The organism is Nostoc sp. FACHB-152, from assembly GCF_014697475.1.
In the GTDB taxonomy this organism is placed as follows: domain Bacteria; phylum Cyanobacteriota; class Cyanobacteriia; order Cyanobacteriales; family Nostocaceae; genus Nostoc_B.
This window is the reverse complement of sequence record NZ_JACJRV010000074.1, coordinates 1-25,752: the sequence shown is the minus strand read 5'-3', so window position 1 is coordinate 25,752 and position 25,752 is coordinate 1. Positions and strand designations below refer to the sequence as shown.

Sequence of the window (25,752 nt, the reverse complement as noted above, 5' to 3'; positions counted from 1 at the left end):
GTGTCTTTTATTATAAATATGTCTAAAAAACGCCTTGAGAGAATCCATGAACTAACAGAAATAGTTCTTAATGGTTTGAATGGTAAGCCGTTCTCTTGGGGAGATGGGCAGCGTACAGCGTGGGTTCCATTACTCCAAGAAATTGGGATTACATTAATTACAAAAACTCAGATTCAAAAGCGCGGTTTAGTACTAAAACGTGGTGCAAAACCTGTAGGAAAGGCTTACTTTGGCTCTCCTATAAAACGCTATGCTGACCTGTATGTAATGGAAGTGCAATGTACTGAACCTAAGAAACCTGATACAGATTGCTGGCTGTTTTTAGATTGCGAAGTAATGACAGGTAAGCCGCCTGGAAAATGCCCTAATTACAAACAATGTAAACAAAATGCTTTACATAGTTCAAACAGAACTTGTATTCTTCCTTTTTCTTACACAAATAAGACTTGTTTAGTCGTTAATCAGAATATTTCAGAAGAAGCCAAAAGTGGAGGTTGGCATCCAGCAGTTGGGCTTTTTTATGAATATGAAGACAAGACTTTACTGGTGGGAAAGAAATACTGGACTGTACCAGAGTCAGCCCAGGCTTTAGGATTTGCCAAAGCAGAAGCAACTCCTTATTGGCTGAACTCCAAGCCTGGATACTTATATGTAACTAGATATACACCAGCAAGTGAGTACCCTTCTAAATTTAAAGAGGCAGGCTGGTATCCCAGCATAGATTTACCTTATTCTATTCATCCGGATTGGGATGATTGGAAAAATGAGCAAAAAATTTCAATTTTAGAGGTTGACTTCAATGTTGATGCTCCAGAATATATTGAGGCAATTGCTCAAGGTTGGTATCCGGCTCAAAAAATCACAGCACAAACTTAATTGTTGGCACGAGTGCTTGCTGTGTATCTGGTACAGGTAAAAGATGAAATTTCCTTGACTAAATTGCAACAGGGATTGAAAAGGACAATGGTAGAGGTATAGCTGGGATTATTGCTTGAGGCTTTACGTTAGAGTAGCGTGGGTATTTTTATGACAATAAAAATATGCTGAACATCTTCAGATACAACCTATTCTTCTTACTTTTTCCGAACCATCTTGAAAGGTCTAGTTTGACTGCCTAAAAAAGTAGTAGTTACTAAATTACAGTTCATTTTATCCTGATTTTCAGCTAAAGAACAATTATATTGACCGCTACCAAGCCCAACATTCAAAGTCATACTTAATCCTTGGTTAGTTGCATCAATTGGATAAATGCCTTGATTTACTCCATTACTAGTAACCGTTAAGGTAAACTTATTCGATTGTTGAGAAATTAACCATTCTTCAGGACTACCATCATCTCCAACCCACGTACCAAGAATCGGATTTGTATTGCCACAAGCATTAAGTGATATTAACAAAAAAGGTAAGATTATTCTGTTTTTCATACTTTTTTTCAGGTTCAAAATGCTGTAATAGTAAATCAAATAAGTTAGTCCAAGTAGATTATCAAACATCCAGGAGAAAAACAAGTAGCTTAATAGTTATAAATCTAAAAATGTAGCAGTTAAATCTACTAATTTTTCTGGGACTACTTCAAGCCTATTAATTTATTTTACAAAATCAATATTTTTTGAATAGAGCTTAAAGTTTTAGAAACTAAAACTTTTACTAAATATAGGAAATTAAAATTTAATTATCTTTAGATAATGACTTCTCTAAACTCTTACATTCATTCCTAAATTAAATTGAGAAATAGCTCAACAGTTTTTGTTATTAGCCAAAAGCGTTACAAGCTGACAACTTACAAACAGGAACGCATTTCGCTGTAATTATCTTAATAATTTATGGCGGAATTATTTTTATACTTATTAGTATTAACACAATTATAGACTTCTATATGTGGAATATAGGTATGATTTGGTATCTGTTGGCTGACCCTGCACCAGGTACAAATCAAGGGATGACAATTTCGAGTGAGACATTAGATGCAGCCATCAAAGGCTCATCCATGTTCGTGAACTCGTTTAAGAACGATTGGACACAGATAGTGGAAGGTACAAGCCCAGTTTATACATCTGTGGTAGCAATATCAATGCTGATAGCTGTAGTGTTAGTCAGCTTTTGGTCTTTGCATTGGTATGGGATGTTTTCGGAAGAAGGATTTTCAACCAATGTCATGCGTGAGATGGCAATGCCGTTAATAGTAATCTTGCTCCTAGCAAATAATGGGGCATTACTAGCGAAAGGGACAATGGCACTGAGGAATACGACTGTTACGCTCAATAGCAATGTACTAAAGATTACGAGAAATGGTGTGACACTTAAAGATGCTATCAGAACTGTGAATTTTGATCAGCATTTTACATTTGCTCTGCAAGCCGCGTTGGTTAAATGTGAAAAACTTGATGAAAAAGATGTCGATACAGATGGAACAGAATACAGTCCCCGACAGGATTGTATAGACCGTACTATCAATACAGCACAAAAAGAAGCACAAAAAATTAGGCAACAAAGAGGATTAAATGCTGGCTCTGGTATCCGAAATCCTTTAGCAATAGGCAAAGAAATCATTAATGGTGCTATCCAAGGAGTGATATTTGTCATATTCAGTGGTTTAGCGGCTGCATTTCAGTATATAGTACAGTTGTCCTTCTTATTGGTGGCATATATAGCACCAATATTTTTAGTATTGTCATTACTACCAGTCAGTACAAAAGCAATATACGCATGGTTATCAGGTTGGCTGGGTTTAACAATGGTATTAGTTTCCTACTCAATAATTGTAGGAATATCAGCTTCTTCGATAGTCAATAGTCCTTCGACCGATCCGATACTTTCACAGTTAATCATCGCGGTACTATCACCAATTTTAGCAATGGCTATCGGGACAGGTACAGCAATGTCAACATTTACCGCTTTTAGTAGTGGAATCAAATTTGCGGCAGGCATCAGAAGATGAAACTTGGATAAAGAAACAGCAAATCCCACAATAGGAACTAGCAGATGAAGCTATTAGAAACAAAACAACTCAATCTCACCCCGATATTTCTGATGGGGAATGCCGCATTACTGGCAATGTTATTCATCATTGAGATCGTAAATTCTGCCGGATTACACACTCTGGCCAACAGCAAAACCCCAACATTGGTAGAACTAAGTAGTGGTGAATCAATCCGAGTCTCGTCTATAAGTTCTTACGAGCGCTCGCCGCAAGCGATTACATATTTTGTAGGCAGAACAATGACAGGCTTGCTGAGTTGGAATGCTCTACCCAAAGTCAATGACGAGTATAGTCCAAATCCAGCGAAGAAGCTGAAAATAGATCCTGGTGTGCCAACAGGGGAAAACAAAATTACAACTCCTGTATGGGAGCATGGCTTTGCCCTATCAGAAGATTTCCGGGCATCTTTTCTCAAAGAGCTAGGGAAACTTACGCCGCCTGACATATTTACAGGGAACACACAATCAATATTGAAGGTGAACTTTATTAGTGAACCGAAAAAAATCAAAAATGGTCACTGGGCAGTAGACATGGTGGCAGACATTATTATGTTTAAACAGACTGATATGGTAGGAGAACCAATCAGCTTTAATAAAACAATTTATGTCAGAGCGATCGACACACCCACACTTGGCGGACTATCATCACAGTATCAAGCTATTGCAAATAATATCCGCGCATCAGGATTAGAGATTACGAAAATACAAGATTTGGAGTTAGCTAAATAATGAAGCATCCAAAATTTGCCCAAATGAATGAGGTCAATATCTCAGTAGAAGAATCGGACTCTGAGCCACCAAAAGAACAAAAGCCAACAGAGCGAGTCCAAACCAGCCCTCTTGTTGCCTACAGTCCACTAATAAAAATGGGTGTAATTGGTGGTGGGATCTTTATGTTTGTCGGTACGATTGGAGCAATCATCAATGGTTCTTTGAATGCCCTGAATACTACAAACAAAATTGAACCAAACAAGCAGGTTGCACAAGCCGAGGAAACCCCAGTAGTAGATGAAGGGCAAAAGGACAAGACGCTACTAGCACTAACAACACAGAGTACAGCATTGAAGGGTCTGCGCGATCGCAAAGTAAAGGTGCAAGCAACTGAGACTGCTTCACCAACAGCACAAACTACTCCACCACCAACCACCACAGCGAAAGCGAGAACACAAGCAATCACCACACGCTCTTACCCAACAGCTTCCACAACACCAATAAGAAGAAGCCCTAATAGAACTCCTGTACCAACTCTTGTAACTGGGGGGATACAACAATTACCAGTAACAAAACCAAGACAATCTCCCGTCAGCCAAAATAAGGTGGCAATTGCTCCGACTGCGACATCAAGAGCGAGTGTTGACCCACAGCAGCAATGGCTGGCGGTTGCGGAGGCAGGTAGTTTTAGTGCGCCAAAAACCGAGCCAGAATTAGACAAGCAACTGGCGAATGGCATAGAAGGTGGGACGGGGATTGCTCCCGATTCAAAACAACAGTCGCAAGAAATAGTGACTCCGAGCAATGGCAAACGAGTAATAGTAGGGACAATTGGCGAAGGAAAGCTGGAGACTCCGATAGTGTGGGCGGATAGTGATTCTTCTAGTCAAAACTATCTAATTCGGCTGACCAAAGAGTTAAAAGCTTCAGATGGTAGCGTGGTTGTGCCAGTTGATTCTTATTTAGTAGTGCAGCTAACCAACACGAATACGGAAGGATACGCCCAATTAAATGCTAGTGCAATTTTAGTAAATCAAAATGGTGACACACAGGAGAAAAAACTACCAACGGGTGCAGTGCGGATACTAGCTTCTAATGGGAAATTGCTGAAAGCGCAAACAGGGCGTGGGAGTAATTTCACGAACACGATATTTTCAGCAGCCCTGGCGGGAGTGGGGAAAGCCGTGTCGCTCCAGAATAGTCCGACTAGCTCAATCACCACAACAAGTAATGGGTTTACCAGCAGTAGTGTTACAGGGGGAAATCGAGATGCTCTAGCAGGATTTGGTGAAGGGGCAATAGGTTCAATACTGCAAGACATGAAAGCGGCTTCTGAACAAAGAGCGCAATCAATGGGTAATCAAAAAGTTTACGCAATTGAGGCGGGTAAAACAGTTCGCATCTATGTCAATCAAACAATTTCTTTATGAAAAAATTATTCGCTTTCTTTACGAGTTTAATACTTGTTAACCCAATGATAGTAGCACAAGCAATATCTCAAAGAACTGTATATGCTGAGGATATTGAAACAGCCACCATCAACCTAAAAATATTTGCTGGGTATGGTTTGACTATAAATTTCATGCCTTCTGGCGAAACGATAAAACAAGTATGGCTGGGAGACCCGACAAGGTACAGTTTTACGAGTAATGGTAATCTGTGTGCCAAAAGTAGTAGTGAGTGTGAAGGGTCTACGGCGACTGTCATTTTCTTGCGCCAAATCAAACCGATTGCGTTCCCAAACATGACATCTAGCAGTGATGGAAGTACACAAATTACGATTCTCACAGAGCTTCGTCAATACCAATTTAAACTGGTAGCAGCATCAGGACAGCCACAGTACACGAGTTTGGTGATAAAACCGCAATCAGAAAAACCATTACCAGTAGCATCAAATAGAACTATTGCTATACCTCAACTCATTTCCCCAGTAAGAACAAACAAAGCGGAGGGGCAGGGGGCAGGGAGCAGGGGGAGCAATCCCTGTCCTGAAGCCGTGAAGCGGAGCGGAACAGGGGTATCAAGCCCCGCCCTTTCAGGGCGTTCTCGATTGGTCGGAGTAGAAGATCCCTTACGACATCCCCCCTGCTCCCCGCTCCCCGCTCCCCTGCCTCTTTTGACCCTCAACAGAACGGCTAAACGAATAGGTACAACATTACAACGTGATGATGCAAATGCTCTGGTCTATGGGTTGGCTCTAGCTCGAAGGCAAGGCACAATTAAGCCTAATTCTGCAAGCTGGAGAAAAGTACAAGATGCTATCAAGCTGTTAAGGCAGGGCAAAGATAGGCAAACAGCAATCGCGCGTTCTGGAGTAGCGGCTGATTTATTCAATCAATTGATTGAAGCTGGAAAATTTTAGCCCTATGCAGATATTTTGTACACTCACTTGAGGAACATGATGGGTTCATCAATATTAATCAAATTTTTCACTCTAGCAGCAGCGATCGCTCTTACCAGTGGTTCTGCCTCTGCACAACTACCGACAATAAAATATACCCAAGATAAATATCAGGCTTCCATACCCGATTGGTCAAAAATTACTTGGGACAAGTTACCACTAATTCAACAAGCGGGATTCATCAAAATACCAGCAAAACTAATCCCCGTGTTTGGTTACAATCCCTCACGTTCATGGGATGCTGGTCAGAAATCAGATTCGGTGGTGATGCTAGGGGATGCAGATGATGCTTTTTCTTTAGGGAATTTCACGCTAGCAGGAATTAGAAAAGTTGCGCTGTCAAATCCAGTCGCCAATTCTCAACCAACTTTAAAAGATTTGGGATTCATGAAGTGGCAGACGACTCAATCATTGGTGAAAGCTATTCCCAGGCTAGGCAGACTACGGGTTAATCAAGTTCAACCAATTTTGGCTCTATTTGGGAAATCGGGTTATTTGCCATATAGCTGTTCATCTGGGACTATCAATGATTGCATAGAGACTTATCCAGAACTTGGGAAAAAACCATTAGGTAATATCAATCTAGAGGATTACTCGACCTTATCAATTCCCGGATTGTCAACGACCCCAATTCGGAATTTTGCGTTTTGGCAGCAGACTCCTATTAACCAAATCCCACAATTAAGCTTTGTACCATTTGATAAAATGCCTCAGCCAGTCAATTCTGGACAAGGGGTTGTGGGCATTGCTTCAGTGGTGTTTGGTTCTCGTGAACAAGGAGAAGAGATCGCGGATAACTACTTTATCTCTGGAAGTGTAGTCAGGGGAGATCGCACAGTGACAAAAGCTTGCACAGTCGGTAAGAAGTGCGCCTACCTGGAACTAGGAGATTTCACACCCTATGCCGGATTATACGGTAAACGATGGGCAAGTGGGACTGATTCTCCACTGGTAAAAGGTGGTTACGGGTTTTTGGCGGCGGTCAATGGCGGCAAAGAGCCGACTGGAAGGCTTGTTTATGGTAATGGGTTTAAAGTCGTCCTTACCAATACCAACGAATCGGAGGGTAAGGCAGATTTCGCACTGTACTTTAGAATCTGCGCTCGACCGCCATTCATGGCTAAGACCTGTACGCCCTATTTTATAGGGCCAATACCCTGGATAGGGGTAAAAGAAAATGATTTGGTGATTGTGGGAACAGGACGATGAAGACAAGTCGCAAGTCGCAAGTCGCAAGTCGCAATTGGTTAAGTATTAATATGACGACGCAGCAACAGCAACAAGCTTCTATTAAAGAATACATTCCGCCAGGATTAGAAAGCACTATATTTTCAGGTGCTGGTATGGGGCTGGTAGCTTGTGGACTGATAATTATCATAGCCAAATACTTAGATTCTGTTGGCTCAAAAAATCAACTAGCGACAGCAAGATGGGGAGGGGTGAGAGAACGGAATGCGGCACGGAAAATAGCTTTAAAACAACTGCGAAGACGCAAACATAACCGTGTAGCTTTGTACGTTGGGACACCAACAGGCACAACAAACCAGTTTGTGAATGAGCAAATTATTTCACAGATTCCATCTGATTTCAAAACTATTTATATCCCAGATGCCCAAAGGGGTGTGATGGTAATCGGTGGGCCGGGTAGTGGGAAATCCTTCTCAATGCTTAACCCCCTGATCCGTTCGGCAATAGATCAAGGTCTGCCGCTAATCTTGTACGACTTTAAATACAGTGAGCAAGAATCAGCAACAGCAGACGCGAAAGGACAAGCACCAATTCTAGCTGGTTATGCCCTGGAGCGTGGATATGATGTGACTGTACTCGCCCCCGGTTACGGAGAATCGTGCATTGCTAACCCCTTGGACTTCTTACGAGATGAAGAAGACTCAGAAATGGCCAGACAATTGGCGATTACGATAAACCGGAATCTGAAGCTGGGAGATAAGGATAATGGAAATAGCTTTTTTACCAATGCAGGGGATCAGCTGGTACAAGCAATTTTGATGTTAGCAAAAGGGACAATGTACCCGGATATCATGATGTGCCAAGCAATACTGGGTTTGTCTCAGCTAGTGGAACGGCTAATGAAAGCTGACCTGAATTTCTTGGTCAGAGAAGCGTTTTCGCAGTTTGTCTCGGTCGCGGGTTCACCGGAAACGGCAGCATCAATTGTGGGAACAGCCAGTGGTTTATTTAGCAGGTTCATGGTTCCTAATGCACTGGCGGCTTTTTGTGGACAGAGTAATATCCCACTCGATCTATCGGGTAGACAGATGATTGTCTTCGGGATGAACAAGGAAAAACGGGATGTTATCGCCCCCTTACTGGTATCAATTTTACATCTAATTGTGAGCCGGAATGTAGGCAAGAAACGGTCGGAGCCTTTAATCCTGGCACTAGATGAATTACCAACTTTGTATCTTCCGGCACTGGTTGATTGGCTGAATCAGAACCGCGAGGATGGGCTAGTCTCCATCCTGGGCTTACAAAACTTGTCAATGTTGCAAGACGCTTACGGAGAGCATACGACGAATGCCATCTTCGGCGGTTGTGCAACTAAAGCATTCTTTAATCCTAATGATGATGTATCTGCGGAAAAATTCAGCAAATATTTAGGAGAAGAAGAAATTCGATATAACCAAAAATCCCGCAGTTATGGAGGTAAAGGAGGTGCTAATACATCCGTCTCACAACAAAAAGCTACACGCAAATTATATGATGTGAATCAATTTAACACTTTGAGAGAAGGTAAGGCAGTCTTAATGAATCCTGGCTTTTCATCAAGGAACCAAATCAGCCTTCCACTGCTGCATCAATTCAATATTCCAAGTGCAGAAATAAATTCGCAAATATCAGCGATTAAACATTGGTATGAGTTTCAACAATATTTAAGAGATTTATCGGTTTTAACCACACCAACATCTGAAGAAATGCGTTTAAGACGAGATGAAGCCGAACGCTTATTACCAATGTTTGATAAACAAGAGCTAGTGAAAACGATGGACTTTTAATTTTAGAGGGAACAGGGAACAGGGAACGGGGAACAGGGGGAAGAATAGGTTAGGAGTTATTCAATGTTAGAAATACGTGATTTCAAAGACTTAAAAATTTGGCAGAAAGGAATGGAAATAGCTGAAAGATGTTATTTCTTAACGAAACTATTTCCTAAAGATGAACTATATGGAATGGTACAGCAAATTAGGAGGTCTGCTGCATCTATTCCAGCTAATATAGCAGAAGGGTATGGGAGAAGGACAACACCTGAATATATCAGATTTCTTAATATTGCTCAAGGTTCACTTAATGAATTAGAAACACATCTTATATTGTCTGAAAGAGTAAATTTATGCAAGCAAGCAGATATAGAATTAATTGTTTCTTTACTCAGAGAAGAAAGCCGAATGATTATTGCACTTATTAAGAAATTAGAACAGTAATTTCTTATCCCTGTTCCCTGTTCCCTTTCTTCACTATTTAATAGGAATTTACTATTATGGATTACCCACTAAATCAAAGAGATTGGCAAATTATTTCTAAACTACCACCAGAAATTGCCTCACTCGCTGATAGATATCCGTCAGAAATTCTGAATACGGCGGATTCATGGGATGAAGAACCATTTCCAAATGGCTATATTCCCGAATCCATTGAAGTTTACTGTGGTGATGAAGAAGTAGTTTTTATTATTGATGGGTTACTGGACTTTTATCAACCGACAACTATTGGGAGAAATTCAACTTCATTGACTGTGATGATTGATAGCAACTTCGCTTACATCGAGATTGAAGGTAAAGAAATTCTCAACAAACTTGGTGGTGTTGTCCTACCTGATATTGTTAATTATCCTTCAGAAGTGCTTACGGAGATTGCCGGAGAATTATCATGATTGAACCAGGGGATGCTAATACAGTTAAGAATGATTACCTGGAAACGCTGGAGACTTTGATTAATCGCATCAAAATTAAAGCTAATGAAAGAGAAATTGATGCAGGGAATCAAATTTCGATTTATGCAGGAACTAAGAAAGTTTATGAAGGTGTCAGAGGTGAAAAACCGACTCTAGATAAACTAAATCCTAAAGTCGTTGACCACATTCAAAAAGCTGTTAATGAGCCACATAACCTCAAAGGTTCAATTACCATCAAGATTGGTAAGCAAGAGGTGTTTAAAGTTAAAAATGGTCAAGTTGTTAATGACAAACTGGGTCTAAGTGGTGCGGTTGTCCAAAAACCTGCACCAAAAGAGCGAACATACACTCTGGCTGAACTACAAAAACAAGTTGATATTTTAAAGAATAAAGTAAGCCAGCAAGAAAAGACTATTACTGAATTAAGCAGTCAACAAAATAAGCAGACCCTTGATAAACTAACCCAAGAAATAGCCTCCTTAGCCGATTCTGTAGCTAAACAGCAAAAACTGATTGAAGCTGCTCAAAAGTCTTTAAATGGAATGAGTCTGGTTAAACCGCAGAATACCATGCTTCAAAACTGGATTGGCTCGATTGAATCCAAAGTGAAAGATGCAGGTAATTCATTACTAGACACAGCGAAAAACCAACTAAAAATTGTTGGGTTAAAAATCGATGATTATGTTCGCTCTGTCAAAGGGAAAATGATTGAATCAGCAGTGAATGTACTATTAAACAAACTGGGTGAACGTCACAAAGATGGTTCTTTATCTTTTAAGAGCAATAAGTTTGACTTTCACCAAGAAGGCAATAATATCAAGGTCAAAACTAAGGATGGAACTAGCGTACTCCAAAATGGGGAAATCTCTAAAGAATTACCACCTGCTGTAGCAGAAGATATTAATCAGATGCCAGAAAAGGTTTTTCAATATATCGATAAGCTAGACCAGCTAGAACAAGAAACTCTCCAGTCCAAACAACCAACTCCATCACTGTCTCGCTAGTGGTTTAGCTAACAAAAATTACCGTGTAGGTCAAGCAGGGACAGAGATGTAGTAGGGGGAGAAAGAATTATCTATCAATTTTAAAATTTGTGATCTTCAGGATGGTTAGATTATGCACCCGATTGAATTTAAACAGAAGTGGCAGTTAACATATCCAGAATTAGCGTTAGTTCTGGGCTATGAAAGTGACTATACTGTATGTGCATGGGGACAAACTGGAAAAAGTAAGCGTAATCCCCCCAATGTGGTGTTTGTCGCTTGTTGCTTATTAGATGAGAAATGGCAACGCGAAGGCAGAAAAACTATTAAATCTTATGTTCTGGTTCAAGCTTCATGAAGAAAATACAGACATTTGCGATGCAAATGTCGATTGTCAGTACCTAAAACGAGAGGTATTTTTATATCTATAGACAGTTCCAGGAAGTTCCTAAGCAAGGAGGTAGAGGGGTTGAAGAATTAACAAGAGGGCAAGTGGCGCAGATGATGAAGCCTGAGGTGTCATCTCGACAATTACAGAAATATCTGAACATTGCGCGATTATACATTCCAGGCTTTGAGAATTTTACAGATCCAAAAACTAATGGACTAAACGGTTACGCTAAATTGAACCGTTCTCATATTCGGGTGCTTCAAGAAATTCGTTCACTTGCCCGAACTCAAACTTTAGCAGACATAGAACAGCAATACAAACAAAAGAGGTTGCCCGGTAGAGTATGAAAACGAAAGGAGAAATGGTTGCTGTGTCATCTTACACTTCACATAAATCTAAAACTCAAGCCCAGATTTTCGCGTCAATTATCGGGAAGTGGGGGCGGAAGTACCAACATCATCTGTATGCAACTGGTACAACTTTAATTGTAGGCACACAAACTTTACCTGCTCATGCTTTTGGACTATTCAACCCCACGCAACTAGCACTGACTTGTATGTTTAATAGTAGTGGTGCGACGGGGAATGCGATTCTAAGCACCTTACCAGGAGTTATAAATGCGGCGATTACAGTTATGTTATTCGTTTATTTTGTGGCATCTGGTGTGAAGGTGGCCAATGCGATTGGTGATGGACAAGAAATTACTCAGGTCATACAACAACCTGTTGGGATATTTTTTGTCACTCTGATTCTTTTCATCGCGCAAAGTATACTCTTTGCTGGTGTTACAGCTGGCTGCTAAAAACAAGTCGCAAGTTACAAGTCGCAAGTCGCAAGTGTTTTGAGTGTAAGTTCTTTGTTCTTCAATTACTTCAATCAGGGATTAACAATCGTTATACAATTTCACAAAAAGTTTGATACAGATTTAAGGATTGAAGACTTCGCTGTATCTAAGCTTTTTAATTGCGACTTGCGACTTGCGACTTGCAACTTGGTATTAATCCTTTTTGTGCTATGACGAAATCAATTAAACCGATTAACCAATCATTAGGGAAAAGTGCCTCGATTGGTTTGTTTACCGGATTCCAGTATGCAGCAGCGTTGTTATCCTTCGGCACTGGGTTTTTCACATCATTTATATTTGGTGTGGGATTAGTTTGGAGTATATTGTGTGGGTTTTGGGCGGCAGCAACAGTATTAATTTTATCTGGTAAAAAACCTTACCTGTTCTGGTCAAGGATATTTCCGCGTCCTCCTGTATGGGCTAGAGGATATGTGCGTTATTCTAATCCACTGTTGAAAAACAAAGTTGGTAGTAAAAAACTCAAAAAATTGTGGTGAAGCAGGTTAACAAAGCCAAGAAAATCAGTGCGTTTGAAGATGCCCTAGATCTGACAACAATGGTAAGATTGCAAAAAAAGGGCTATGTCGTTGGCGCATATTTGCTAAGTAAAAAATTGTTAGGAGATACAGACAACACTTTACAACTGGTGTTTGGTTATACTTGTTCTGGCATCCACCCGATGTTTTCTTCGGATGAGCAAATAGAAGCGATAGCTGATGCTTTTTATCAAGGCTGTAAAGAAATCCCGCAACGTGAAAAATTCACCTTTCGATGGAGTTCATTTTGTGAAGAGGATGGAATAGTAGATTCTTATCGTCAACGCTTAGATGAGCCAATATCAGATGAAAGCGAGTTTTTGGACTGGGGGCAAGTGGCGCGACTTCAAGAACTAACAAGTAGTCGGCATCGGAAAACTATTGGACTATCGATTTATACTACCTATACTATCCGGGCTGGAGGTACAGAATCGGGGGATGCGGTAGATAGAGCGATAGTCAATTTCTCGAACTTCTTACAAAGGAGATTTACGCCGACAGGAGCAACCGAACTGACGAAGAAAAACCTAGCGGCAGTCTTAGAAAAAGCAATGGATGTTTCCTTACGCCATAAACAGATTCTAGAAGGTATGGGGCTTGTGCCGATTGCGAAAGATGAGGTACAGTTATGGCAAGAAATATGTCGAAATGTTGGAGCAAAGAAAACTCATGTGCCTCATACTTTAGTATGGGACGAAGGCGGACTACGAGAAGAGTTCCACGCTCAAGAGCCATCCAACTCATCTTACATCGATGCACAACACGCGACGAGTGTACTTCTTAATCGCGGTATACCTGTTGCCAACGAAAGGTGGGTGTGTCTACCTACGCACAAATATGTTAGTGTGATGGTACTCGACCAGAAGCCTGAAGCATTCGCGTCTGTAGAAGACCAACTACGTTTTTTGTGGAATATCCTTTCTAAGGATGTGATTTATGACATCGAAGTAATAACGGAGGTAACGCCGTCAGATCCAAAAGTAACCCGATTGGCACAACAGTTAATTACCAGACGCGCCCACAACACAGCTAACGCCACCAAAGGTAAAACCGTTGATGTGGTAGCACAAATGAATATGGAGTGGGCATTAAACGCGCAAAAGCAACTGTACACAGGAGACACGCCGCAAAATACGGCATTGGTGGTACTGGTTTATCGTGATTCACCCCAAGAAATTGATGATGCCTGTCGTCTGATATCGGGCTATGTCAATCAACCTGCCCAACTGACGCTAGAGAAACAATATAGCTGGTTGATATGGTTAGAAACATTGATGATGCGTCAGCAGCCAATGTTATCAACCCCCTTCAATCGCAGAACAACTTTCTTTGCCAGTGAGCTAATCGGTTTTACCAGCGTGATTAAAACAGCCACAGGAGATAGCAGAGGCTGTGAGTTGATTGCCGCCGAAGGTCATTCACCTGTTTACATTGACCTGAGAAAAACCGAAAACCTGATGGTGATTGGGACAACGGGTAGTGGTAAGTCAGTTCTGATTGCTTCTATTATTGCAGAATGCTTGGCAATGGGGATGTCGATTTTAATGATAGACCTTCCCAACGATGACGGGACGGGGACATTCGGAGATTTTACCCCCTACTTCAACGGTTTTTACTTCGACATCTCCAAGCAGTCTAACAACTTAGTTCAACCCCTGGACTTATCAAAAATTCCCGATGAGCAAAAAGCCGAGCGCATCAAGGCACACCGTAACGATGTCAATCTGATCGTTCTGCAACTGGTACTGGGCAATAATAAATTTGATGGTTTTTTGGCGCAAACAATCGAATCGTTAATCCCGCTTGGGACGAAAGCGTTTTATGATGATCCTGAAATTATCCAACGCTTTGAAGCAGCCAGGGTTGGTGGATTGGGTTCTGATGCGTGGGCGAATACCCCGACGCTGGTTGATATGGAGCGATTCTTTTCTACCGAGTATATTCATTTGGGCTACGATGACCCCAATGTTGATCAAGCCCTCAACTATATTCGTTTACGCCTTCAGTATTGGAGAGCTAGTTCAATCGGGGATGCCATCTGTAAGCCATCTACGTTCTTTACAGACTCAAAGCTGATAACCTTTGCCCTGACTAACTTGCAATCTGATAAAGAAGCGGAAGTATTCGGGATGTCTGCATACATCGCCGCTTCGCGTCAATCCTTGTCTAGCCCGAATAGCGTGTTTTTCATGGATGAGGCTAGTGTACTATTACGTTTTTCGGCTTTGTCGCGTCTTGTTGGTCGCAAATGTGCGACGGCTCGAAAATCCGGTTGTCGGATCATGCTGGCCGCCCAGGATGTGATTTCCATTGCCAAGTCGGAAGCAGGAGAGCAAATCTTACAAAATATGCCGCGCCGATTGATAGGCCGTACCGTTGCTGGTGCGGCTAAAAGTATTTCGGAACTGCTCGGTATTCCTTTATCTTTAATCGAAAAAAACGAAAACTTTACCCCAAATCGCCAACAACTATATACCTTATGGTTGATGGATTATTACAAGACTTATATTCGCTGTCGTTATTATCCTTCTTCTCCACTACTGGCATTAGTCGCCAATGGGAAAGACGAACAAGCTGCCCGTGATAAATACAAAAAACTTTATTCTGACAAGTTTGAATGGTTATCAGCGTTTGCAAAATATTACGTTGATTGCATTCGCCAGAGTAAACCTTTTTAGGAGGTCGGAGGTCAGAGGTTGGAAGTTAGAGGTCGAAAGCCACAGGTTGCAATGAAGTTAAACGTTAAAGTCCATCAAGTGATACCAATTCTCTGAATTTTGCCAACAGTCTTAAATTAAGAACCGCTTGTCAAATCAAAGTTTTCTAATTACGGCTTCCGACTCCGACTTGCAACTTGTGACTTATAACCTCCGACTTCCGACCTCCGACCTCCGACTTGGCATTGCTTCTTTTTGAGAATATGGAGAATGAGTTATGGGATATTCTAAAAAAACACTATTACTGGCAGGTCTATTAACAAGTAATTTAATCCTAATTACTCCAGCGATCGCTAATGCTTCTATAGCACCGAATCAACCTAATAAAACATTTCTTGAGCAGTTTTTAGAAACTTACAACAGTTTACAAGAATCGATTGATAAATACCGTCAGAATTTTAGTATTAGTTGGTCAAATATCATCAAAGATGTTGATGGATTAATCAAGAGTACCAATGGTGACTTAGAAACTCCCGACCCGACAAGTGCAGGTGAACGCATTCGTAAAGCGATTGAGAAAAACAAACAACAAGACGCTACTGTTGTCCCGACGCTTGATTCTTCTCCAGAAATCGATGGGCGTAATGCCGAACGGGACTTTCACCAACAGTACACTCTCGGTCAGTCACAATCTGTTTTGGGAATTAGTGGTCAGCGAATTCAAAGACAAGAAGCTGAAATTTCTAACGATGCCGTTGCTAGTTCTTCTGATTTGGCTGATACTGCCCAACAAGATGTTGTGACCCAAGACATCCTCAAGAAAATTGCGGCTCAAAATTTGCAAGCCACTATCATTAATAAATCCCTACATTCCGAAGCCCAAAAACAAACCAGAGCATTAGCCACAGCTAACATTAATTTGGCTGACATTTCTAGCCGCATGGATGAACAAGCTCAAGAAGAAGAACGCCAAACACGTGCTGCTGTTCGTTCTGCTGTTCTCTCTAGTGCTGCTATTGATGCTTTCTGGGAAAACCAGTAGTATCAAGTCGCAAGTTGCAAGTCGCAAGTTAGAAGTCGTAGTTAAAATAAACTTTAAAGTCCATCAAAAATTGGTGGATTTTTATTTTATAACTTGAATCAAAGTTATTAATACGATTTCTGAGCTTTTTAATACGCGCTTGGTATGAGATGGGGGATTTTTTATAGCTTGAATTTTGGTTTTTCTTCATTGCGACTTGCGACTTGCGACTTGTGACTTGTTTTCATGGCTTCAGCTTTCATGTCTCTGAAGATTTGTCGGATAATTAATAAAGCCTTAGTCTTGGGGTTATCCTCGGTTTCAGAATGCTCCTCAAAATATGATTTGACATACATAGCTAAGTTATAAAAATCCTGATAACTCAAAAGCTCAATTTTTTCTCGATATTTTTGTGATTCTTTACTTAAGCTATCTGGTTCTGGGTTATGTGATTGTACATCCCGGAATGCTTGAATAATTTGCTTCTGGGATACTAATTGTTTTTGATATTCAGTTATTTTATTAGTTAAGGATGGTACTACTTCGAGTAAAGCGGTGCTAATTTCCTCCTCTTCCATGAAAGAAGCGATCGCGCTACTAGCTTGTTGTACTAATTCTGGTGCGATTAGTCTTTGAGGCTGAGAATTTAACAGCCCTATAACTTGTTGAACACTTTCAACTAACGTAGATGATTCGATTTCTGTTTCATCAAGATAATCAGTAATTGCTTTGATAGCTTCAATTGTGACTAATTTTTCTTCTAGTGATTGCTGTAAGGCGGTAATAATTTGATTCTGAGAAACTAGATGTTGTTGATATTGCGTTATTTCTTGGGTAACAGATGGTAAGACGGAGAGTAAAGCGGTGCTAATTTCTTCCTCTTCCATGAAAGAAGCGATCGCACTACTAGCTTGTTGTACTAATTCTGGTGCAATTAGTCTTTGAGGTTGAGAATTTAACAGTCCTATAACTTGTTGAACATTTTGAACTAACGCAGATGATTCAATTTCTCTTTCATCAAGATAATCGGTAATTGCTTTAATAGCTTCCGCAATTACTAATTGTTCTTCGAGTGAGTGCTGTAAGGTAGTAATAACTTGATTCTGAGAAACTAAATGTTGTTGATATTGTGTTATTTCTTGGGTAACAGAAGGTAAGACGGAGAGTAGTGCAATGCTAATTTCCTCTTCTTCAATAAAATTAGCAATTGCATCTACAGTTTTTTGTACTTGCTCAGGGGCAGAAGTGTTTTCTACATTCTGATACTGGGACAATTGTTTGATTACTGATGGTAATGTTTCAAGCAAAGTAGAGCTTATTTCTTCTTGCTCTAGATAAGTGGTGATCGCTTCCGTTGTTTTTTGGACTGTTTGTGTCGCGATCGCCTTTGCATGAGGTTGTCCTGGGAGGAGTAAATGACGAATCTTAGTTTCTAACCCTTCTACTTCAATAGCTTTAGCTATCTCTGTTATTTCTAAAAAGTGAGAAATCGCATTTATGACTCGTGTGTTGGAATTTGGTTCAAGACTGACATCACCTGTTGGGCTGTCAAGACTTGCTGAATCGAGTTGGTGAGCGTTTGCTGAGATGTCCGCCCTTCCCTGACCTCGAAGCTCACCTGATGTAAGGCTTCGGTTAAGTTCTCTAAGGTCGGCTTCAAGTTGCTCGATGGTTTGTTGTTCAACGTATCTGCCAATTGCTGCAAGAACTGAGTGTGACTCGCTCTCAACTCGTTCAGATTCTCGGTTTGGCTCGTTGACAACTGCTCGATTTTCTCTTTCAACTGTTGGTTGTGTGTTTCTAATTGTTGGATTGTGGACTGAAGTTGGTCGATCTTCTCGATTAACATCGCTGTTTCTCCTTGTGGTTGATTGCTGGGGTTGTTGATGGTTGTCATGATCGGGTTCCTTGATAGGTGAATTTGGTGAAGAAGTAGCTAACTTATGTTGGGCTTCTTCGGGTGTCAGCTTACGCGGTGGTTGGTAAGCTGTTGAAGATTGTTGTCTATCGTGATATTGCCAATCTCGTAAAGAACGAGCCTCATGGCTTAGTCGTTCATAAGCTAATGCCCCCTGTGCAACTAGAAAATCATCTACACCTTTGTCTGGCCCTGGCAGAGTCACCACTTTGACAGAACACCCTTGCTGATGCAGCAACCAGCCAGTTGTAGAAATATCTCGCTTAATGTTGACAATAGTTTGGAATTTGGTTTCGTAGTCAAAGCAGAATTTGATTTCTCTTTTTGGCGTGGCGAATACAGCTAACTCGTCCGCGAGATAAGACTTACCAATTTTGCGACCCTCTTCATCTTTGGGTGAACGGTATCCGGCAGATATTCCCGGCAGTCCAATAGCAATGTGACCTTGGCTTAACAAAGAAGCGGCTTTTTTGGCTCCCTCGGTGATAGTGACTGGTAAATTATGTTTCCAGACACAGAACCAGAAACCACAGGCTCGATCGCTATCACTAGGATTAATTTTGTGGATAGCATAAATACGTTGGGCGATCTCGTCTGGAACATCGAGCAAGAAAAGACTTAACTCAACCTTGGGGGGATGCTCGTATTTAATGAATTTGCCGGGAATTACTTGCCCGTCATCATCTTTTTTGGGTCTAGGTTGATTTGGCTTGTAGCAACCCCATTCTTTAGTTACTAGTTTTACGCCTGGGGCAAGTGAAGCAAACGAGCGTGGGTCAACACCAGAATTACACCACCAGCCACCAGCATCAATGTGAGAATAGAGTTCTAAAAATCCCTTGGTTAAGCCTCCGGTATTCGTGCGCTTGAGCTTGTCACTAATCATCAGGCGATTCCAAGCTTCATGTTCACCGCCGACATAGCTAAAGTGAAGACTTTCAAAATTTAAGGCAGCAATATCCGGGTGAATTGCGCTTTTTTCGACTAATTCGAGCCAATGTTCTGGGTCTAAATGGTTGGGTGCTGGTTCCCCAATAGCTGGAGTCCAAAACGCTTGTGTTGGAATGCGCTTTTTGGGTATTGGTTTTTCGACTGCTACAGATGATTCTTGTGGAATTGAGTGTTTTGGAATTGGTTTTGATGTTGTTACTGCTGTTGGTTGCTGTTGCAACTGTTGTTGCGGAGTTTCGATAAAGAGTGTGGAATCAGTTTTTGCTACTGGTGGCGTAACGTTGCTGACTACTGGTTGTTCTACCACATGGGTTTTTAACACTGGTGGTGCAACTGTTGTTTTAGTTTTGACAACAGGTGATGCAACTGTACTGGCTACTGGTTCTTCTATGACTATTGAAATTTCCTGATTAGAAGATGCCCTCTCCTGCTTTACTTGCTGTCTGAGTAACTCTAGTGCATTTTCTTTCGCTTTGGACTTTTGGGCTAATTCCAGTAAATATTGCTTATCTTCGGTAAATATTTTGACATTATCTTTGGCTCGGCTGACGGCCACATAAAAACTCTCTTGCCCAATGGTGTAATCGGCGGCGATTAGAGCTTTTTGTGCTGTTTTCCCTTGTGAGGAGTAAGTTGTACTTACCAGCGCATAGTCGAGATTGTGTGCCTGTTTGAGGTCAATAATTTCCGTGCGCTCATTGTCGAAATATTTGATGGAGGCAGTATCACCATTAATGGCTGTGACGACAAACTCCTGACCATTACGCCGTTGCAGAGTGCGCGAGTTCTTCTTCCATTGCAAGCGCTCGCCAACGGCAATCTCAATCTGATTGCACTGGTAAACTGCTTTATCAAAAAGGGTGTCTACTTGTAATTGCTTGCCATCTGCGGCAAGAAGCGTCAGAGTATCTGTATCTTTGCCTACAACTTTATATAACTGACCTTTCTCCAAGCCGCGACGAGAATAGGTGCGTGTGGGCATAACAAATTCACCCACTTCATAGTTATGGGTGTACCGCATTTGTACAAGAGTGAGGTTTTTCGCTTGCAATTGAGTAATATTTGCAGTCGCACCTAAGCTTCCTTCAGTTTTTAGCTTGTCCCGAATTGCATGAGTCAAAGCTGATTTTTCGGCATTTGTGCCAGCTAGTACCAGCGTTTGTTCTCTCTGAGATGGTGACAAAGCCATGTACTCACGGGCTATGGTTAAGAGTTTTTCATCTGGTGAGATTTCCTGGATGGAGCCAATGGAATCTAACTGCTGGAAACCTGCTTCTACTCTGCCTTCGGCAATTAAATCTACAGCTATTTTTAAATCGGGGTTGCGTTGTCTGTTGGATTGGGTGAGGTGTGCGGTTTTCATTCCGGCTTGCTGCAAACATCTAAAGGGATTGCCAGCTTCTACTGCCGAAAGTTGCTTGGTGTCGCCTACTAGTAAAACTCTTGCGCCTTGTTGGGTGGCTTTTTCTAACAAGGCATGGGCATCTTTAGCACTGAGCAAACCAGCTTCGTCCACAATCCAGATTTGGTTTAACTGTGGCTGTGGTGGTGGTTCGGACACCAACAATCTAGCCACTGTTTCGCCAGAGATGCCCAATTCCTCACTCAAAACCAAAGCGGCCATTGATGACGGCGCAAATGCCTTAATTGTATATCCTGCATCCTCCGCGATCGCTTTCAATTCTTTGAGGGCGAAAGTCTTACCAGCACCAGCAACACCCTGCCACGCCACGAATTGATCACAAGTCGTCAACGCCATTCCTACTGCTTGCCGTTGACCTTGATTTAACAGGGTTTTCTCTAACTGGCTTTCAATCACCTCTGGGTGAGAGATAGGATTTACTTTCTGTTTACCTTGCTCTATCAACTCGATTGTCGCTATTTCTCGCTCTACTGCTTTTAAGGTTGTGTACTGTTCTAATCCAGACAGAGCTAGTATTTGTGGATGTTGTTTCAGGAGTGGTTCGATTGTCGTTACATCTGTCGCCAACCTTTCATTCAAGATAAATTTGGCAATATCCTCAAACTTAAATGCTACATTTCTCTCGCTGCAATGTGCTATAGCATCTTTTAAGATTTGGTTGATGTTCCGTTTATTATCGGTGTCATTATTTGATTGTAATTTTGGCTCTCCTGGCTTAACAAAGGTAATCCCTAACTTTTGAGCTTCTTCGTGCCAAAGGGAAAGCAGTTCATCATGTGATACTAGGTGTTTGCGTTGTCTGGTCTTATCCCAGACTTTCTCTCTTTGATGCCAATCCGAATTTACGCCACACTTGGCTATTATCTGCTGCCGTCGCTTAGAAAATACCTGTAAATCTTCTTCCTTAAACCCTTTGAGCTCGAACTGCCCGTGTAACTTTGGCTCAATCTCATACCCCAGCTTCATTACTTCATCTGCTAGGTAACTCTGGTATGCCATCCCTAAAAACTTCTTATTGGCGTAAATCTCACTATTGACCAGACCGTACCATTTTCCATCGGGTGTCTGCGTCGTATTCATCACCAAACAATGGGTGTGCAGGTGTGGGTCTAATGAACGGCTTTCGATATGGTCAAACTGTGCGACCAACAAATTACCTGTGCTGATCCTGTGGCGTTTATCCCCCTCAATCACTCTTGTTGTGGCGTAACGCTCTTCCATCAGAGAGATTGTTTTTTCCAATGCCCGATGGTGCGCTTTCACTAGCCGCGTGTCTCCACCTACTAACGCCATCAAACTCACACTCTTAGGTGCAGAAAATGTACAGTCTATCGCTGCTCTACGTTTTTTCTCGTTCACCATTCTGGCATTTAAATGCTCTTTGCCGTCAGGTGTTCGTCCTTCTATGACATTTTTGAATACCTGTTCTTTTTCTATCGCTCCTGACAAACCTAATTTTTCGGCTGCTTGACCACTCCAGCGAGACTTCCCTTGGTGGTTATAGTTTTTGATGAAGTAGTTGAGCGCCATCCCAGACGAGACGTTAACACTGGTTAGCATCGCTCACCTCTACAATGAGCGAAACATAACTTTACTTCTCTTTTCTTCAGTAACAGGCGATCGCTGTTGAAGTCACAATTGGTTCTCGACATCAAACCAAAATAAATTTGATGCCACTTGAAAAATTTTTGAGTGAACTTCAACTTCAAAAAATTAAGTCTCCATTGTTTTACTTGTCATTTAATATAACAAATTAATCAAAAAACTTTCCGCCAAAGATGGCGTACTGTGCGTCAGTTTTGCTGAATAAATTTTTGTCGTAAATAAATAGTCCATTTACGCTAGTTCCGTTGATTTTCCACTATTTATCCACTGAATATACACTGATTTTCCACAGTTTATACACTATTATTCCGCTATCTTTCCACAATTAACCCGCATTTGCATTAAGTTAAGCTTGTTGAGATTTGAAAGGTAAAAATTCTGAGGATTTCCCACTAAAAATACACAAGAATTACGTAAGTTGTACACAAATGATGTGTAAGTTTGTGGCGAATGGGTATTAATAGTGTGTCCCGCTATTTCCCCGTAAAAATCACATAAAATTAACACAGAAGTTTTTGTAAGTCCTCAAAAAATTAATGAGTGAGTTGACTTTAGCCGTAGATCCTGGTGGGTCTTTTCTCAAAGGATTTTATACTTTAGGAACATTCAAGCCGGAACTCATGTTGATGGAACCAGAGGTCGCTGTTGTTCCACTTCATAGTTTGGAGTCTTACGAGAAAACCAAACTTGGTAGTTCTGCTCCTGAAAATAGTGCTTGGATTGAATATAAGGATAAATATGTTGCAGTTGGCTTCTTGGCCAGAAGACGATTTCACGCTGGACTACAACTGCAAAAGAGGAAGTTTGAACTGGCCCTGCCCAAGGTTCTAGCAATGGTCGGAGCGATCGCCCATAAACATGACCTTCCGAATGGTTCAAAAATCCGATTGGGGATATTATTTCCCTGGCGAGAGTATAAAGACCGAGATTTATTCCATCAGTTAATTAATGAAGCTTTAAGTAGTTATAAATTCAGAGGAGAGGAAAAGTCTTTCATCCTCGACCTATTTATCTGCTTGCCTGAAGGTGGAGGGGTCTTAAGCCGAGGTCGCGCCCCTGGTTCGAGTCTGAGGGAACAAAATATCGCTGTCGTGATGCTGGGTTATAGAGATGCTTCTATACTATTGGTTGAACGTGGTGAGATGTCGGTAGGACATACGGAAGGGTTAGGCTTTGCTAACTTAATTGCTGCCGTCAAAAATCAAACCTCTGGACTGGATGAGCATAAACTGGCTGCTGCGATCTGTAAAGCTGGTAAGAACGTATCACCAAAAGCGTTAGACGAGTTGGTTGCATCGGTTGATTTAGCTTATAAAAATCATGAACTTTCGACAATCAGACAAGCTATCTCTAACGCTAGAGAGGAATACTGGATGATGTTATCTCAATGGTTGAAGTTGTATGTTGGACGCTCTGTTGACGAAGTTATCTTGGCAGGTGGTACGGCTCATTTCTTGCGAAGTGAGTTGAATCAACTTTTTTCTTTCTCACAAACCAACTGGTGTGAGAATCTAGAAAAACAAGTGATGAATAGTTTCCAAAGCCAAGTGACGAGTAAATCTCTGGAATACCGATTAACGGATGTCTATGGCTTATTTTTCTACCTATTTGGTCAAAAACAAAAACTGGGTTCTCATACTGTGGTGACTCCTTATGCCTCTTAATAAAAGAGTTGAGTATTGCTTTCGTGTAGCTGTTGGCATCGGTGGGATGACGAAAGTGCTGGCTGATTTTTTGAAGGATCGCAATACCTTGCTGACGGAAAAGGAAAAGATGGTTAATGCGGCGGCGGCTTTTTGGTTGCCTTTTGCGCTGTTACATAAAGGCGATTACTCCCAAGCCTTGCTCCAACAATCGGCTAGAGAAGCCATATATAAACTGAGAATGCACATTAACTATATTGCTGAAACTTTTGGTTTAGAGAATCCCGACCAAACATTAATTCCTGTAGGGTCTATCACTACGACAAAGGAGGCAACTGTAGCTCATCCTTATCCACCACTGACACAACTATCTATCTCGGCAGATGAAACAGCAAATCAAGTACCTGTAATGATTCCATCAACTTCTGTTGAGTATGAAGCAGAAGATATGATCCATCATCATGACGATGAAGCTCTCGAAAATATTTTTAGTTAATCAAAAGGAAGTTCACCATGCCTTATACAAAAGAAACATTACAAAGTGTTTACTCTCTCTCACCCGCAGAGATTGATAATACCCTCAAAGCTTGTGGATTGTCCCTTGACCAACAAGAATATTCTGATTCTGACATTGAATCAAAGTTTGACTTGATTCGACAATACTTTCACTCACAACAGGTCACAGATTATGAACAAGCTGCTAGGCTTTTACAGTCACAAACAGCAAATCTTGTTGAAAGTTCTGCTTCATCTAATCCACAAGATATAGAGCAACCACAGGCTAATCAAGTTAAACAGTTTGATGTGTCCGACAATGTTGGAGCGATTACCTTAGCCTCAGAAACTGAGTTAGCTTCATTAGTAGACAAAATCACCGACAAACTCGTTGAGAAAATTCCGCCTGGATTTGTCAAACAAATGTATGTTCAAAAAGCTGTAGCAAAACTGGCTGAAAGTCCAGAGGAAATTCATGAGTTCTTTGTTCAACTGGAAGATAAAATTATGGGGCAACTTGAGGGAAAGTCCCCGATGCAAATGATTTTGGAGCGAGGGCGAACGAAACTGTTACCCCATTCTTCGACCAAATCAATTCAATTGCCCAAAGAATCAGAGAACGATACGAATATCAGCTAACACAAGAGATTGCTGCTAGAGAACGTACTATCGATATCCAAATTGATAAGGCAAGCGAAGAAAAAGCTGACCTTTTAGCTACCCAAAGGCTAGAGAAATTGCAAGCTTGGGTTGAAGCTGCAAAAAAACGTTCTCTGCTGATGAATAAATTCAAATCTGATTTGTTTTGGATCGGGAATTGGATTAGCACTGGTCATAAAGCTATCATCATTTACTTATTGGGGATCGGGATTTACACCACACTTGGTTTTTTGTGGGGGATTAATGCTCCAACTTCGATTGCTTGCTCAAAAATACAATCTGCTTGTTACTTTTGGCGGTGGGATAAAACTCGTGTTGTTCTGCCAGAGCAAGCTAAACAACTGATTGAGGAGTACGAGAAAAACAAGGTGAAAACCAAAATTAAACCTTCTCGTCGCCTGAAACGTAAATAGTTGTAAGAGTGGGTAATCCCTAAAAGTTGCCCGCTTTCTTGATTATTGTTTAACAAAAATGTGTCCTGGTAATATTATGAACGAAATACAACAACTAGAAACTTGGCAAGCTTGCGGGGGGACAAAATGGTCTAGAATGCTTATCTTACAAAGAGTGTAGCAATTTGTGGTAAAAGAAAAAGAGCATTTATTCGCAATAAGCTCTATTTAA

The 25,752-nt window shown here is 41.2% G+C and carries 22 protein-coding genes; 20 read left to right on the top strand and 2 right to left on the bottom strand.

Translation table 11 applies throughout. The features are described from left to right. Window positions 1-18: 18 nt before the first annotated feature. Window positions 19-876 (top strand): hypothetical protein, encoded by an 858-nt coding sequence (locus tag H6G76_RS29390; RefSeq protein ID WP_190708947.1) that lies wholly within the window; start codon window positions 19-21, stop codon window positions 874-876. A 197-nt stretch (window positions 877-1,073) separates the two neighbouring features. On the opposite strand, the gene H6G76_RS29385 is transcribed toward H6G76_RS29390, so the two are convergent. Next, entirely contained in the window at window positions 1,074-1,424 is a 351-nt protein-coding gene (locus H6G76_RS29385; RefSeq protein ID WP_190708946.1) for a hypothetical protein, read from the bottom strand. A 467-nt stretch (window positions 1,425-1,891) separates the two neighbouring features. Between H6G76_RS29385 and H6G76_RS29380 the strand changes: the two genes are divergently transcribed. From H6G76_RS29380 to H6G76_RS37365, 15 genes are all read left to right on the top strand, one after another. Next, window positions 1,892-2,938 carry a type IV secretion system protein gene (locus H6G76_RS29380; protein WP_242056568.1) on the top strand — a complete coding sequence of 349 codons (1,047 nt, stop codon included), beginning with the start codon at window positions 1,892-1,894 and terminating at the stop codon, window positions 2,936-2,938. Between the two features lie 44 nt (window positions 2,939-2,982). Then, on the top strand, window positions 2,983-3,708 hold the full coding sequence (locus tag H6G76_RS29375) for a hypothetical protein (protein WP_190708944.1): 726 nt from the start codon (window positions 2,983-2,985) through the stop codon (window positions 3,706-3,708). Continuing rightward, window positions 3,708-5,120: a hypothetical protein gene (locus H6G76_RS29370; RefSeq protein ID WP_190708942.1), complete on the top strand. Its 1,413-nt coding sequence runs from the start codon at window positions 3,708-3,710 to the stop codon at window positions 5,118-5,120. Before H6G76_RS29375 ends, H6G76_RS29370 begins: the two co-directional genes overlap by 1 nt. Beyond that, a complete protein-coding gene (locus tag H6G76_RS29365; protein WP_190708941.1) occupies window positions 5,117-6,052 on the top strand; it encodes a hypothetical protein in 936 nt (311 codons plus the stop codon). Before H6G76_RS29370 ends, H6G76_RS29365 begins: the two co-directional genes overlap by 4 nt. Window positions 6,053-6,088: 36 nt before the next feature. Further along, complete coding sequence (locus tag H6G76_RS29360) at window positions 6,089-7,300, top strand: hypothetical protein (protein WP_199337577.1); 1,212 nt, start codon at window positions 6,089-6,091, stop codon at window positions 7,298-7,300. Beyond that, window positions 7,297-9,105, top strand: coding sequence for a type IV secretory system conjugative DNA transfer family protein (locus H6G76_RS29355; protein WP_190708939.1), 1,809 nt, complete (start codon window positions 7,297-7,299; stop codon window positions 9,103-9,105). Before H6G76_RS29360 ends, H6G76_RS29355 begins: the two co-directional genes overlap by 4 nt. A gap of 63 nt (window positions 9,106-9,168) precedes the next feature. After that, a complete protein-coding gene (locus H6G76_RS29350; RefSeq protein WP_190708937.1) occupies window positions 9,169-9,531 on the top strand; it encodes a four helix bundle protein in 363 nt (120 codons plus the stop codon). A gap of 56 nt (window positions 9,532-9,587) precedes the next feature. Further along, on the top strand, window positions 9,588-9,980 hold the full coding sequence (locus H6G76_RS29345; protein ID WP_190708935.1) for a hypothetical protein: 393 nt from the start codon (window positions 9,588-9,590) through the stop codon (window positions 9,978-9,980). After that, window positions 9,977-11,005 (top strand): hypothetical protein, encoded by a 1,029-nt coding sequence (locus H6G76_RS29340; RefSeq protein ID WP_190708934.1) that lies wholly within the window; start codon window positions 9,977-9,979, stop codon window positions 11,003-11,005. The genes H6G76_RS29345 and H6G76_RS29340 overlap by 4 nt, the downstream gene beginning before the upstream one ends. 112 nt (window positions 11,006-11,117) lie before the next feature. Further along, window positions 11,118-11,342: a hypothetical protein gene (locus H6G76_RS29335; protein ID WP_190708932.1), complete on the top strand. Its 225-nt coding sequence runs from the start codon at window positions 11,118-11,120 to the stop codon at window positions 11,340-11,342. A gap of 143 nt (window positions 11,343-11,485) precedes the next feature. Then, entirely contained in the window at window positions 11,486-11,722 is a 237-nt protein-coding gene (locus tag H6G76_RS29330; RefSeq protein WP_190708930.1) for a hypothetical protein, read from the top strand. Continuing rightward, window positions 11,719-12,177 (top strand): hypothetical protein, encoded by a 459-nt coding sequence (locus H6G76_RS29325; RefSeq protein WP_242056567.1) that lies wholly within the window; start codon window positions 11,719-11,721, stop codon window positions 12,175-12,177. The genes H6G76_RS29330 and H6G76_RS29325 overlap by 4 nt, the downstream gene beginning before the upstream one ends. A gap of 212 nt (window positions 12,178-12,389) precedes the next feature. Next, window positions 12,390-12,716 (top strand): hypothetical protein, encoded by a 327-nt coding sequence (locus H6G76_RS37375; RefSeq protein WP_242056566.1) that lies wholly within the window; start codon window positions 12,390-12,392, stop codon window positions 12,714-12,716. After that, window positions 12,710-15,433 carry an FtsK/SpoIIIE domain-containing protein gene (locus H6G76_RS38140; RefSeq protein WP_397333890.1) on the top strand — a complete coding sequence of 908 codons (2,724 nt, stop codon included), beginning with the start codon at window positions 12,710-12,712 and terminating at the stop codon, window positions 15,431-15,433. The genes H6G76_RS37375 and H6G76_RS38140 overlap by 7 nt, the downstream gene beginning before the upstream one ends. 256 nt (window positions 15,434-15,689) lie before the next feature. Beyond that, on the top strand, window positions 15,690-16,454 hold the full coding sequence (locus H6G76_RS37365; protein WP_242056565.1) for a hypothetical protein: 765 nt from the start codon (window positions 15,690-15,692) through the stop codon (window positions 16,452-16,454). Window positions 16,455-16,615: 161 nt separating this feature from the next. Here H6G76_RS37365 and mobF read toward each other — a convergent pair whose 3' ends face one another. Continuing rightward, entirely contained in the window at window positions 16,616-22,285 is a 5,670-nt protein-coding gene (mobF, locus tag H6G76_RS29310) for a MobF family relaxase (RefSeq protein WP_242056564.1), read from the bottom strand. Between the two features lie 581 nt (window positions 22,286-22,866). Here mobF and H6G76_RS29305 point away from each other — a divergent pair. From H6G76_RS29305 to H6G76_RS29290, 4 genes are all read left to right on the top strand, one after another. Then, entirely contained in the window at window positions 22,867-23,994 is a 1,128-nt protein-coding gene (locus tag H6G76_RS29305; RefSeq protein WP_190708928.1) for a ParM/StbA family protein, read from the top strand. Next, window positions 23,984-24,469 carry a hypothetical protein gene (locus tag H6G76_RS29300; RefSeq protein ID WP_190708926.1) on the top strand — a complete coding sequence of 162 codons (486 nt, stop codon included), beginning with the start codon at window positions 23,984-23,986 and terminating at the stop codon, window positions 24,467-24,469. Before H6G76_RS29305 ends, H6G76_RS29300 begins: the two co-directional genes overlap by 11 nt. A gap of 17 nt (window positions 24,470-24,486) precedes the next feature. Continuing rightward, on the top strand, window positions 24,487-25,107 hold the full coding sequence (locus H6G76_RS29295) for a hypothetical protein (RefSeq protein WP_190708924.1): 621 nt from the start codon (window positions 24,487-24,489) through the stop codon (window positions 25,105-25,107). Between the two features lie 140 nt (window positions 25,108-25,247). After that, entirely contained in the window at window positions 25,248-25,541 is a 294-nt protein-coding gene (locus H6G76_RS29290) for a hypothetical protein (protein ID WP_190708922.1), read from the top strand. Window positions 25,542-25,752 lie beyond the last annotated feature (211 nt).